This window comes from Cupriavidus oxalaticus, assembly GCF_016894385.1.
GTDB classification, from domain to species: Bacteria; Pseudomonadota; Gammaproteobacteria; order Burkholderiales; family Burkholderiaceae; genus Cupriavidus; species Cupriavidus oxalaticus.
Map to the genome: position 1 here is coordinate 920449 of NZ_CP069811.1, position 11710 is coordinate 932158.

The following is an 11710-nucleotide window of genomic DNA, read 5'->3' on the forward strand; positions in this document are numbered from 1 at the left end:
AGGGCGCTCAGCCCAGGTCGCCGACCATGCCGATCGACTTCATCAGCTCGCCATAGCGCGAGTTGTCCGCGGCCACGACCGTGCCGAACTGGGCCGGGGTGGCGCTGCGGCGCAGTTCGCCCGCGTTGGCCTTCAACTGCGCGTCGAACACGCCGGCATTCTGCAGCGCGGCAACCGCGGCATGCAGCTTCTGCGTCAATTCGGACGGGAAGTTGGCCGGCGCAAACAGCCCGCTCCAGTTATCGATGACAAAGCCGGGCGGCAGCGCTTCGGCCATGGTCGGCACGTCCGGGAAGAACGGTGAGCGCGCGGCGGCGGTGACGGCCAGCACGCGCACCTGCTGGTTGCGCACGTACTGGGTGGCCGTGCCGAGCACCGGCATGCCGAACTGGGTTTGCCCGGTCAGCATGGCGGTGATGATTTCCGGCGCGCCCTTGTACGGAATATGGACGGCATCGCAGCCGGTCTGGTGCAGCATGGTTTCCACCGCCAGGTGGGCGATGCTGCCCTTGCCGCCGGAGCCGTAGTTGAACTTGCCCGGCGCCTTCTTCATGGCGGCGACCAGGTCGGCCGCGGTCTTGTACGGTGAAGAGGCCGGCACGACCAGCGCGGTCGGCCCGCCGGAAAGCGCGGTGATCGGCGTGAAATCGCGCGCCGGGTCATACGGCATCTTGCGGTACATGTGCACGTTGATCACGTGCGTATTGGCGAGGATGCCCAGCGTGTAGCCGTCGGGCGCGGCACGCCGCAGCGCATTGGCGCCGATGATGCCGCCGGCGCCGGGCATGTTCTCGACCACCAGCGGCTGGCCGAGCTTCTGGCCCAGCTCCGCCGACAGCGTGCGCGCAGTACTGTCCGGCGTGCTGCCGGCGATGAACGGAACGATCAGCCGGATCGGCCGGTTGGGATAGTTGGCAGGGGCCGCGGCGCGGGCGGGCAGCAAGACGCTTCCCAGTGCGGCGGCGCCAGCGGTAGCGAGCCATTCTCGGCGGTTCATGCTTGGTCTCCGTGATCTTTTTTGTGGTGTCCTGATGCCGGCGGCGACCGTGCCGCCGGCACGGTCATGCCTGTTGCTGTTTCGGCGGCTGCGCCTGCTGCTGCAATGGCTCCAGTATCGCGCGCGCGATGGTGTTGCGCTGGATCTCGCTGGTGCCGGTGAAGATGCGGAACATGCGCAGCTTGCGGAAGGTCTGCTCGACCGGATGCCCGCGCGTGACGCCGACGTTGCCGTGGATCTGCACCGCCTTGTCGGCCACTTCGAAGCAGCGTTCCGAGACAAAGAGCTTGCATGCCGCGGCCTTCATGCGCAGGTCCGCACCGGCGTCGGCCAGTGCCGCGGTGTGCGCGATCATGCTTTCACAGGCCCACAGCGCCGCGGCCATGTCGGCCAGCATGTGCTGGATCGCCTGGAAGCGCGCGATCGGGCCGCCGAACTGGCGCCGCTTGCCGGCGTATTCCACCGACGACTCGTAGGCACGCATGGCCAGCCCCAGCATCGACGGGCAGTGCAGCAAGCGGTTCACGTTGATGCGCGACATGCCGAGCTTGAAGCCGTTGCCCTCGCCGCCAAAGATATTGGCACGCGGCACGCGCACGTTGTCGAAGCGGATATCGCCGTCGATATGCTGGCCCGACATCGGCACGTACTCGTTGGTCACGGTCACGCCCGGCAGGTTCAGGTCGACCAGCACCGCGCTGATCGCCGGCGGCGTGGCGGTGGCATCCGTCACGCACATGACGATCGCAAAGTCCGCGAACGGCGCGCCGCTGATGTAGTGCTTGCCGCCGTTGATGACGAGATCGTCGCCGTCGGCGACCGCGGTGGTCTTGATGCTCTGCGCGTCGGAGCCGGAATGCGTTTCGGTCAGCGCGAAGCAGGTCGATTTCTCGCCGCGGATGACCGGCTCGAAATACTGCTTCAGTTGCGCCGGCGTGGCGTACTTGAGCATGTTGCCCACGCGCGGCGGACCGCCCAGGTCGCCCAGCACGTGCGCGGCCAGCGTCGAGCCGCTGGCGGCCAGGTCGGCCTTGAGCGCGCATTGCTCCTGGATATTGAGCCCCTTGCCGCCGAGCGATTCCGGCAGGCAGGCGGCATAGAAGCCCAGTTCATACGAGCGGCGCCAGACCTTGCGCAGCACTTCGCGCGGCCACGGGTCTTCGGAGCCGAGGCCCAGTTCCTGCTCCAGCGGGCGCAGCTCTTCGTCGATAAAGCGGCGGATGCCGGCGCGGGTTTCCACCAGCACGGGGTTGGTCAGGTGATCGAACATGACAGGCGGGCTCCTTAGTTGACGCGACGCGCCACGCCTTGCCAGTAGCGTTCGCGCACGATCTTGCGGGCCAGCTTGCCGCTGGCGTTCTTGGGCAGCTCGGCGACAAAGTCGACCGAACGGGGCGATTTGTAGTCGGCGATGCGCTCGCGGCAGTGCGCGATCAGCTGCTGCGCGCTGGCTGCGCGGCCCGGGCGCAGCGTGACCACGGCCTTGACGCTCTCGCCCCAGGTGTCGTCGGGCACGCTGATGACGCAGGCTTCGAGCACGTCGGGGTGTTGGTACAGCGTCGCTTCGACCTCGGTCGGGTAGACGTTGAAGCCGCCGGAAATGATCATGTCCTTCTTGCGGTCGACCAGGTACAGGTAGCCGGCATCGTCCACGCGCGCCATGTCGCCGGTATGCAGCCAGCCGTCGACGATCGTCTCGGCGGTCAGCGCGGGCTCGCCCCAGTAGCCCTGGAACACGTCTTCGCCGCGGATCACCAGTTCGCCGATCTCGCCGACTGCGACCTCGCGGCCTTGCTCGTCGACCACGCGCACTTCGGTCTCGCCCAGCGCGCGGCCGCAGGAGGCCAGGCGTTCGGGGTGGTTGGCGATCGCGTCGGCGTGGTCGGCGGTCGACAGGCGCGTGACGCCGGAGGTCGATTCGCTGGCGCCATAGCCTTGCGACAGGATCGGGCCGATGCGCTCCCACGCCTCGCGGATGCGCGCGGGCGCCATCGGTGCGGCGCCGTAGGCCAGCGTCTTCAGGCTGGACAGGTCGGCCTGCGCCAGCGTGGGCTCGGCCATCAGCATGTTGATCATCGCCGGCACCATGAACACGTGCGTGATGCGCAGCCGCGCCACCTCGGCCAGGAAGTGCGCGGGCTCGAACCTGTCGAACAGCACCAGCGTCGCGCCCAGGTACAGGTAAGGCTGCATCAGCATGCCGGAGGCGTGCGTGACGGGGCCGATCAGCGCGAGCCGGTCGCCGGGGCGAGCGGGGCGGTCCATGCCGGCCACCATCTTGCGCAGCGCCGCCATGCGGTTGCCGTAGGTCTGCATCGCCGCCTTGATCTTGCCGGTGGAGCCGGACGAGAAGTGCAGCACGGCGAGATCGCCGGCAGCGGGGGTGATGTCGGGCGGCGTGGTGCCGGCGTTGGCCAGCAGCGATTCGTAGCCGACATAGCCTGCGGGCGCTTCACCGATCGCGATGAACGTCTCCACGCTGCCAAAGCCCGGCGTGGCGCGCGAGTAGCCGGTGTAGCCGGGGCCGGCGATCAGCACGCGCGGCGTGCAGTTCTCGACCACATCAGTGGCTTCCGTGGCGGTAAAGCGCGGATTCAGCGCCGCCTTGACCAGGCCGGCCTTGTACAGCGCGCACTCCAGCTCGACCAGCTCGGGCCGGTTGCGCGCCTGCACCGCCACGCGGTCGCCGCGCTGCAGCCCGAGGGCGAGCAGCGCGTTGGCGAGGCGGGTGGAGCGCTCTTCCAGCTGGCGGTAGGTCACCACCTGGTCCTGGTAGAGGATGGCGGGCTGGTCGCCCCAATAACGCGCGGCGCGGCGCAGGAAGTACGCGAAACTCATGCTGTCTCCGTGATGCGAATGGTGTTGTGCTGCGGCTCTGCGGCTAAGTCTGTAAGATGACAGGCATCACCACAATGCGGCATTGGCTATAAGGTCATAACCATCGGGAATGTGAGGCAATGGAGACGCGGGACCTGGAATACATCCTCGCCGTGGCCACGCACGGCGGCATCGGCAGGGCGGCGGAGGCCCTCGGGATCAGCCAGCCGGCCCTGACCAAGGCGGTGCAGCGGGTCGAGGCGCAGGCCGGGCTGCCGCTGTTCGAGCGGACCGCCAACGGCATGACCGCCACTTACGCCGGCGCGCGCTTCCTGGAGCGGGCGCGGCGCATCCGGCTGGAATACGAGGACGGCATCAAGGAAATGCTCGGCATCCGCACCGGCGAGCAGGGCGTGCTACGGGTGGGATATTCGCCATCGATTCCGGGCGGCGTGATCCTGGGCGCGTGCCAGCAACTGATGCGCGAGCGCCCGGTCGCGCGGCTGCGCTTGCGGCGGCGGCTGGCGCGGGACGTGCTGGACCTGCTGGCCGCGGGCGAACTCGATCTCGCGGTGGCGCCGGTGCAGGCGTCAACGGATTTTGCGGTGGAGCTGCTGTTCGACGACCGGCTGGTGGTGGTGGCCGACCAGGGTCATGCGCTACTGCGCCGGCGCAAGCTGCGCCTGGCGGACCTGGCCGACCAGGATTGGCTGCTGCCGGAGGCGCATATCACGCTGCGCCAGCAGGTCGATGCCGCCTTCCGCCAGCGCGGCCTGCCGGCGCCGCAGCCGCGCGTCGAGATCGATTTCGGCAGCACCTCGCTGTTTGCGCTGATGCAGGGCACGCAGATGCTGAGCATCGCCAATGCCGGCGGCGACGCCATGCAGCACGGGCTGCGCGCGTTGCCGCTGGACGTGGAAGAGCTGGACCTGCGCCGGCGGATCGGCGTGCTGACCCGCGCCGGCGCGTACCTGTCGCCGCTGGCGCAGCGCCTCACGGCGCTGCTGCGCGAGCACAGCGGCTGAGCGGCTTTGGCGGATTACTGCAGCGGGATCTTGGCCACCGCCGCCAGCCGCTTCCAGCGCACGATCTCGTCCTTCTGGTACTGGCGCATCTCCGCCGGCGACGACAGGATCAGCGTGGTCGACTGGCGCGTGTAGTAGTCGCGCACATCGGGTGCGTTGCCGGCCTGCATGAAGAGCTCCTGCAGCCGCTTCACCACCGCCGGCGGGGTCTTGGCGGAAATCGCCGCGGCCACCCAGTTGTAGGCCAGGAAGTCGGGCAGGCCGGCCTCGACGACGGACGGCACGTCCGGCAACAGCGGCGAGCGCTGCGGCGCGGTATAGGCCAGTGCCCGGATCCTGCCGCCGCGCACCAGTTCGATCGCGCCGCTGGCATCGACCACGGCAAAGTCGACGTTGGCCGCCATCACGCCATTGATCGCATCGCCCGCGCCCTTGTACGGCACTGGCGTGGTCTTGACCTTGGCCAGCTCGTTGAGCCATTCGCTGTACAGCGTGTACGAGATCGAACCCGTGCCGTAGTTGAGCGCGCCGGGCCGCTTGCGCGCGTCCTCCAGCAGTTCCGCCAGCGTGCGGTAAGGCGAGCCGGCCGGCACGATGACCACGCACGGCCCGCGCGACAGCAGCGTGATCGGCGCGAAATCCGTCAGCGGGTCGTATGGCAGCTTGCGGAACGTGGCGGCATTGGTCGACAGCGTGGAATTGCTGCCGATAAACACCGTGTAGCCGTCCGCCGGCGCGTTCAGCGCGGTCTGCACGCCGATAAAGCCGTTGCCGCCGGGCTTGTTCTCCACCACCACGCCCTGGCCCGTCAACTCGCCGATCTTCTTGGCGAACATGCGCGCGGTGGTGTCGGTGCCGCTGCCGGCCGGGAACGGCACGATGAAGCGCATCGGGCGCGAGGGAAAGGCATCTTCGGCAGCAAGCGCCGGCAGCGGCGCGATGCCGGCCAGTGCCGCGGCGGCGAGGCCCAGGAAGCGGCGGCGCGAACGGTAAGGCTGTTGCATGGTGTCTCCTTTCGGTCGGAAAATCCCGGCGTGTTCCCGCCGGTGCAAAGAGGTCGGCAGATCAGCGGCGCAGGCCGAGCAGGTCGCGCGCGATCACCCAGCGGTGCACTTCGCTGGGCCCTTCGTAGATGCGCATCAGCCGGGTCTCGTTGGCCATCTGCTGCAGCGGCAGTTCCTTGGTCATGCCCATCGCGCCGAAGGTCTGCATCGCCTGGTCGATCACTTCCCACGCCATTTCGGTGGCGAAGACCTTGATCATCGAGACCTGCGTGCGCGCCTCTTCGCCGGCGTCGATGCGGCTGGCGGCTTCGTAGGTCATCAGGCGGCAGGCGTGGATGCGCGTGGCGGCGTCCGCCACCCACCACTGGATCGCCTGGCGCTGCGCCAGCGGGGCGCCAAAGGTCTGCCGTTGCGGCGCGTACTCGCAGATCATGTCGAGCGCGCGCTGGGCCCGGCCGATGCACCACGCGGCCATCTGCACGCGGCGCGTGGACAGGCGCGCCTGCATCGGCGCGAAGCCCTGGCCTTCGTTGCCCAGCAACTGCGAGGCGGGGATGCGGCAATCCTCCAGCACGACTTCGTAGGTGGAATGGCCGCCGATCATCGGGATGCGGCGCTCCACGCGCAGGCCGGGCGTGCCGCGCTCGACGATAAACGCGGAGATGCCGCCGCGCGCGCCTTTGGCCTTGTCGGTCACGGCCATCACGATGGTCCAGTCGGCGCGCGCCGCGCGGCTGATCCAGATCTTGCGGCCATTCAGCACCCAGTGGTCGCCGTCGCGTTCGGCGCGCGTGGTCATCATGGCCGGGTCGCCGCCGGCGCCGGGCTCGGAAATGGCGATGGCCGATACCGTTTCGCCGCGCGCATACGGGTCCAGGTAGCGCTCGCGCTGGGCGTCGTTCGCGGTCAGCATCAGCATGCGCAGGTTGGGCGAATCCGGCGGCAGGTCGTAGGGCGTGATGGTCTTGCCGAGTTCTTCGTTGACGCCGACCATCGCCACCACGGGCAGGTCGGTGCCGCCCATTTCCGCGGGCGCATCCAGGCCCCACAGGCCCAGCTCGCGCGACAGGCCATCGAGCCGCGCCTGTTCTTCCGGCAGCAGCGCGTGCTGCCCGCCTCCGGCCTCGCGCGCCAGCACCGCCGGCTCCAGCGGGATCAGCTGCTCGCGCACGAAGCGCGCGACCAAATCCTTGAGCATGCGGTGTTCTTCATCGAGCTGGAAATTCATGCGTGTCTCCTTGTTATTCCTGAGCGCCGGCGGGTGTGCCGGCATGCGCGGCGGGCAGGGCGATGCCGGCTTCCTGCAAGACTTCGGCGGTGTGTTCGCCCAGTGCCGGCGCATGCCGGCGCAACGACAGCGGCGTGGCCGAGAAGCGCGCGGCCGGGCGCACTTCGCGCAGCGGGCCTTCGGTGGGGTGCTGCGTGGCCTGGAACAGTCCCACCGCGCGCAGGTGCGGATGGTCGACCAGCGCATCGAGGTCGTAGATCGGCGTGGCGGGGATGTCGAGCGCTTCGAACAGCGCCATCCATTCTGCGGTGCTGCGCTCCGGGGTCAGTTCGGCAAGATGGCCGTACAGCGCGCGGATATTGGCATTGCGCTGTGCGCGGTCGCCGACTTCGTAACGGTCGGCAAGGTCATCGCGACCCACCGCGCGGAAGAAGGCATGCCAGTGGCGCTCGGTATAGGGCAGCGCGCAGATCCAGCCGTCGCGCGTCGGCGCCGGGCGGCGGCCGCCCTGCAGTAGCCGCGCATAGCCCGCGCCGGCGGGGGCGGGCTCGAAGGTCAGCCCGCCCAGGTGCTCGGTCATCACGAAGGCGGCCATGGTCTCCAGCATCGGCACTTCGACCGACTGGCCCACGCCATGGCGTTCGCGGTGCAGCAGCGCGGCCAGCACGGCATTGGCCAGCGCCAGCCCGGTGGTCTTGTCGGCGATCAGGCTGGGCACGTATTCCGGCCGCTCGCCGTTGCCGGCGCCCAGCGCCACCAGTCCGCAGCCGGCCTGGATGATGTCGTCGAAGGCGGGCTTGTCGCGGTGCGGGCCGTCCTGGCCGAAGCCGGTGGCGACGCAGTAGACGATGCGCGGGTTGATGCGTGCGACGGCCTCGTAGCCAAAACCAAGCCGCTCGATCGCCGCCACGCGCATGTTGTGCACCAGCACGTCGGCGCCGGCGATCAGCGCGCGCAGCGCTTCGGCGCCCTCGGGGATTTTCAGGTCGAGCACGACCGAGCGCTTGTTGCGGTTCAGCGCCAGGTAGATCGAGCTCATGCCGGCGTGCTGCGACACGCCGTTGGCGCGCATCAGGTCGCCTTCCGGCCCCTCGATCTTGATCACGTCGGCGCCAAAATCGGCCAGCACCTGCGTGGCCAGCGGGCCGAGCACGACCGCGGTCAGGTCGAGCACGCGGATGCCGTCGAGCGGGCCGGCGGGCGTGGCATGGGTGTGTTGTGCAGGCACGGGCGGCTCCTTAGCGACGGTGGAACACCGGCGTGCGGCGCTCGGCCATCGCGGCCACGCCTTCGCGGAAGTCTTCGCTGAGGAACTGCCCGCGCTGGATTGCCAGCTCGTGCTGGTTGACCTCGGCGATGCGGTCGGCCAGTCCCTTGCGCAGCGTGGCGCGCGTGGTTTCCACGGCCAGCGGCGCGGAGCTGGCGATCTCCTGCGCCAGCGCCATGGCGCGGTCGTTGACGTCAGCCTTGGCCACCAGTTCATCGGCCAGGCCGATGGCGACGGCGTCGGTGCCGGAGATGCGGCGGCCGGTGTAGAACAGCAGCGCGGCCTGCTGCTCGCCCACCAGCCGCGGCAGCGTCACGCTGAGGCCGAAGCCGGGATGGAAGCCCAGCCGGTTGAAATTGGCACTGAAGCGCGCCTCGGCGCAGGTCACGCGGAAGTCGGCGACCAGCGCCAGGCCCAGCCCCGCGCCGACGGCGGCGCCTGCCACCGCGGCGACGATGGGTTTGCGGTTGCGGTACAGCTTCATCGCATGCACGTAGAAGCCGGCGGGATCGTTGGCGACTTCGCCCTGGCCGGCGCCGCTGAAGTCGGCGCCCGCACAGAAGGCGCCGACCCCGGAGGCCAGCACTATGGCGCGGCAGCCGGGGTCGTCGTCCAGTGCCAGCAGGGTGTCCGCGAGCCGGCGCATCACGTCGGCATCGACAAAGTTGTGCGGCGGATGGGACAGCACGATGCGGGCGACGTGGCCGTCGCGGCTGAGCTGGATATCGGCGTCGGATGACATGCGGGGCGCTCCTCTGTGATGTGGGCCGGCCGCAAGGACCGGCGGAGCACACAGTATTCGCGCTGCGGCGCCTCGCCGCTATACTCGGATTTCGCTTACTGAAATTATGCGGAGATGGCCCATACGGCACCCGAAGCACCCGAACCGGTATCGACGCGCCGCGTGACCCACCAGACCGGCCGCTTTACCCGCGACACCGCCGGCAGCCAGTCGCTGGAGCGGGGTCTGGTGCTGCTGCGCGCTTTCCGCGTGGGCACCACCAGCCTGACCAATGCCGAGCTGGCCGCGCGCACCGGCCTGCCGCGGCCGACCGTCAGCCGGCTGACGCGCTCGCTGGTGGATGCCGGCTTCCTGCGCTACGACGTCAACGAACGCGCCTACCGGCTCGCGCCGGTGGTGCTGAGCCTGGCCGACGCCTTCCGCCACGCCAACCGCGCCGCGGATATCGCGCTGCCGCTGATGCGCAAGGTGGCCGAGGCCGACAAGGTCAACGTGGGACTGGCGGTGGGCGACAAGCTGGACATGGTGTATCTGGCTTCGATCCGCCACAGCCGCGACAGCGTCTCGCGCACGCGGCGCGTGGTGCCGGGCACGCGCGTGCCGATGGAGCTGACATCGATCGGGCTGGCATGGCTGGGGGCACAGCCGGACAGCGTGCGGGAAGACCTGCTGGCAGGCATTGCGGTGCGGCAGGCAGAAGCCTGGCCGGCGATGCGCGCACGCGTGCTGCGGGCGATCGGGCAGTCGCAGCAGCGCGGCTTCTGCACCGCCGCCTACCAGCAGGGGCATTTGCTGGCGGTGGGCGCGGCATTCCGTGGCCCCGACCGGCAGCTCTATGGCCTGAACATCAGCTTCCCGTATTCAGCCAGCGAGCGCAGGCGCGACAACGCCCGCTATGCGGCGAAGCTGGCGCGGCTGATGGACGATATCCAGTCGGCGTGGCAGCGCGCCGGCGGCGGCTAGGGCCGGGCTCAGTACACCGGCGCCATGCCGGCGGGCCGGTTCTTGAAGCGGCGGTGGACCCAGTAGTACTGCTCCGGCATGGTCGCGATCTGCTTTTCCAGGAAGGCATTCATGCGGCGCGAATCCTCCTCTACGGAGCCGGACGGAAAGCCCTCCAGCGGGTCGAACACGCGCAGGCGATAGCCCCGGTAGTCGGGCAGCACTTCGGTGGTAAACGGCACCACGCGCGCGCCCGTCATGCTGGCCAGCCGCGAGGCCGACGTCAGCGTGCACGCCGGCACGCCGAAAAACGGCACGAACACCGAATCGGTCAGGCCGAAGTCCATGTCAGCCGCCAGCATCACCGGGCAGCCGGCACGCAGCGTGCGCACCACCTGCTTGCCGCTGCCGCTGCGCGGAATCATCTCGGCGCCAAAGCGCCCTCGCTGCGTCCGCGCGATCTCTTCCAGCAGCGGGCTCGACATCTTGGTGTACAGCGATGCGACCGGGTGGCGGATCGAATAGAACATGCACCCGGCTTCGATCCCGACGAAATGGAAGCCCAGGAAGATGGTGGGTTGCTCGGTGCAGGTGGACAGGTCGATGCGGCTGTCCAGCTCGATCAGCTGGTCCAGCCGCCTGGCATCGCCGAACCATTGCACGCCGCGCTCGAGGTAGCTGCGCATGACATGGCCGAAATGGCGCCGTGCCAGCTGCTGCCGGCGGGCTTCGTCCATGTCGGGGAAGCATAGCGCCAGGTTGGTCAGCACAATGCGGCGCCGGCGGCTGGGGATCTGGTACAGCAGCTTGCCGATCGCGTCTCCCAGGCGTGCCGTCACGCCATAGGGCAGCGCGGCAAAGAGCTTGAAGACAGCGACGGTGAGCGCGGCCCGGAGCCGATGGGTCATGGGAATCCTGTGGGGCGGTGGCGGCAGCGCGGCGTCCCGGCGCGCGGCTGCACAGCGATGATTCGGCGCCACGGCAGGTGGCGGGCGGGGGCGGGCGGGGCGCGCGCGGTCGGCAAGAGCGATGGCTGGCGGCCCGGCACGTCGATGGGCAACGCCTGGCGCGCACGGTGTGCGCGTCGGAAATGGCAGAAAAATGCGGCAAAAAATGCGGCAAAAAAATGCCGGAAAGCGGGCCATGGCGCGCATTTGCGCTGGCCTGTGCGAAGCGCGCACTGTAGCACGTTGCGGCAGGCAGGCTTGTAGCGAGGTGTTACAACGACGACAAGTGCCCCTTGCGCGGCGCATCGCGCGAACGGGCGGCGCACAGGCCCTGCGCCCTCAGTGCTTCAGTTCGCCCAGGTAGTAGTTGATTTCCGCCAGCAGCGTGTCGTGGAATTCCGCCGGCAGGCCACGGTCGTCGGTCAGCGTGAGCAACTGGTCGACGCGCACGCGGAAGCGCCGCTCCACCCCCGCCTGGGCCGCCGGCGGCAGCCCGGCGGCCAGGGCGCCGAGCAGCTCCCGTATCACCAGCAGGCGCGCGCCGTACTGGACCATGGCGTCGCCCTGGGTCTTGAGGTTGGCGGCCAGCGGGTCCGGGCTGGCCGGCGCCGCGGGCGCGGTGACGGCGGGCGCCGGGGGCACGGCATGCGCTGGCGCCAGGTTGCCTGCATCGTTGGCGGCCTGGGGGGGCGCCGCGGCGCCCAGTATGCGGGACAGCAGGTTGATCCTGAACATCGGCAG

General features: G+C 69.3%; 11 protein-coding genes. 2 read left to right on the forward strand and 9 right to left on the reverse strand.

The genetic code is table 11. From position 1 onward, the window contains the following. Positions 1 to 7: 7 nt before the first annotated feature. From JTE92_RS04120 to JTE92_RS04130, 3 genes are all read right to left on the reverse strand, one after another. Complete coding sequence (locus JTE92_RS04120) at positions 8 to 997, reverse strand: tripartite tricarboxylate transporter substrate binding protein (RefSeq protein ID WP_063240765.1); 990 nt, start codon at positions 995 to 997, stop codon at positions 8 to 10. Between the two features lie 64 nt (positions 998 to 1061). Beyond that, positions 1062 to 2267 carry an acyl-CoA dehydrogenase family protein gene (locus JTE92_RS04125; RefSeq protein ID WP_063240766.1) on the reverse strand — a complete coding sequence of 402 codons (1206 nt, stop codon included), beginning with the start codon at positions 2265 to 2267 and terminating at the stop codon, positions 1062 to 1064. A 14-nt stretch (positions 2268 to 2281) separates the two neighbouring features. Next, positions 2282 to 3835 carry an AMP-binding protein gene (locus JTE92_RS04130; protein ID WP_063240767.1) on the reverse strand — a complete coding sequence of 518 codons (1554 nt, stop codon included), beginning with the start codon at positions 3833 to 3835 and terminating at the stop codon, positions 2282 to 2284. A 119-nt stretch (positions 3836 to 3954) separates the two neighbouring features. Here JTE92_RS04130 and JTE92_RS04135 point away from each other — a divergent pair, with 119 nt between their 5' ends. Beyond that, entirely contained in the window at positions 3955 to 4839 is an 885-nt protein-coding gene (locus JTE92_RS04135) for a LysR family transcriptional regulator (RefSeq protein WP_063240768.1), read from the forward strand. Positions 4840 to 4853: 14 nt separating this feature from the next. Here JTE92_RS04135 and JTE92_RS04140 read toward each other — a convergent pair whose 3' ends face one another. The 4 genes from JTE92_RS04140 to JTE92_RS04155 all read right to left on the reverse strand — a co-directional run bounded on the left by JTE92_RS04140 (position 4854) and on the right by JTE92_RS04155 (position 9080). Then, positions 4854 to 5843 (reverse strand): Bug family tripartite tricarboxylate transporter substrate binding protein, encoded by a 990-nt coding sequence (locus JTE92_RS04140; protein ID WP_063240769.1) that lies wholly within the window; start codon positions 5841 to 5843, stop codon positions 4854 to 4856. 61 nt (positions 5844 to 5904) lie between these two features. Then, entirely contained in the window at positions 5905 to 7071 is a 1167-nt protein-coding gene (locus JTE92_RS04145) for an acyl-CoA dehydrogenase family protein (RefSeq protein WP_063240770.1), read from the reverse strand. A 13-nt stretch (positions 7072 to 7084) separates the two neighbouring features. After that, positions 7085 to 8299, reverse strand: a complete 1215-nt coding sequence (locus tag JTE92_RS04150; RefSeq protein ID WP_063240771.1) for a CaiB/BaiF CoA transferase family protein — start codon at positions 8297 to 8299, stop codon at positions 7085 to 7087. A 10-nt stretch (positions 8300 to 8309) separates the two neighbouring features. Then, complete coding sequence (locus JTE92_RS04155; RefSeq protein ID WP_063240772.1) at positions 8310 to 9080, reverse strand: enoyl-CoA hydratase/isomerase family protein; 771 nt, start codon at positions 9078 to 9080, stop codon at positions 8310 to 8312. A gap of 114 nt (positions 9081 to 9194) precedes the next feature. On the opposite strand from JTE92_RS04155, the gene JTE92_RS04160 reads away from it, so the two are divergent. Next, complete coding sequence (locus tag JTE92_RS04160) at positions 9195 to 10043, forward strand: IclR family transcriptional regulator (protein WP_063240773.1); 849 nt, start codon at positions 9195 to 9197, stop codon at positions 10041 to 10043. 8 nt (positions 10044 to 10051) lie between these two features. Here the strand turns inward: JTE92_RS04160 and JTE92_RS04165 are convergent, their stop codons facing one another. Together JTE92_RS04165 and JTE92_RS04170 are read right to left on the reverse strand one after the other, a co-directional pair. Continuing rightward, positions 10052 to 10930 carry a lipid A biosynthesis lauroyl acyltransferase gene (locus tag JTE92_RS04165; protein ID WP_063240774.1) on the reverse strand — a complete coding sequence of 293 codons (879 nt, stop codon included), beginning with the start codon at positions 10928 to 10930 and terminating at the stop codon, positions 10052 to 10054. Between the two features lie 378 nt (positions 10931 to 11308). Beyond that, a complete protein-coding gene (locus JTE92_RS04170) occupies positions 11309 to 11704 on the reverse strand; it encodes a hypothetical protein (RefSeq protein WP_063240775.1) in 396 nt (131 codons plus the stop codon). Between the last annotated feature and the right edge of the window lie 6 nt (positions 11705 to 11710).

Bases quoted from the DNA above. Each gene is read 5' to 3' on its own strand.
- JTE92_RS04120 (WP_063240765.1), bottom strand. From the start codon at position 997: ATGAACCGCCGAGAATGGCTCGCTACCGCTGGCGCCGCCGCACTGGGA.
- JTE92_RS04125 (WP_063240766.1), bottom strand. From the start codon at position 2,267: ATGTTCGATCACCTGACCAACCCCGTGCTGGTGGAAACCCGCGCCGGC.
- JTE92_RS04130 (WP_063240767.1), bottom strand. From the start codon at position 3,835: ATGAGTTTCGCGTACTTCCTGCGCCGCGCCGCGCGTTATTGGGGCGAC.
- JTE92_RS04135 (WP_063240768.1), top strand. From the start codon at position 3,955: ATGGAGACGCGGGACCTGGAATACATCCTCGCCGTGGCCACGCACGGC.
- JTE92_RS04140 (WP_063240769.1), bottom strand. From the start codon at position 5,843: ATGCAACAGCCTTACCGTTCGCGCCGCCGCTTCCTGGGCCTCGCCGCC.
- JTE92_RS04145 (WP_063240770.1), bottom strand. From the start codon at position 7,071: ATGAATTTCCAGCTCGATGAAGAACACCGCATGCTCAAGGATTTGGTC.
- JTE92_RS04155 (WP_063240772.1), bottom strand. From the start codon at position 9,080: ATGTCATCCGACGCCGATATCCAGCTCAGCCGCGACGGCCACGTCGCC.
- JTE92_RS04160 (WP_063240773.1), top strand. From the start codon at position 9,195: ATGGCCCATACGGCACCCGAAGCACCCGAACCGGTATCGACGCGCCGC.
- JTE92_RS04165 (WP_063240774.1), bottom strand. From the start codon at position 10,930: ATGACCCATCGGCTCCGGGCCGCGCTCACCGTCGCTGTCTTCAAGCTC.
- JTE92_RS04170 (WP_063240775.1), bottom strand. From the start codon at position 11,704: ATGTTCAGGATCAACCTGCTGTCCCGCATACTGGGCGCCGCGGCGCCC.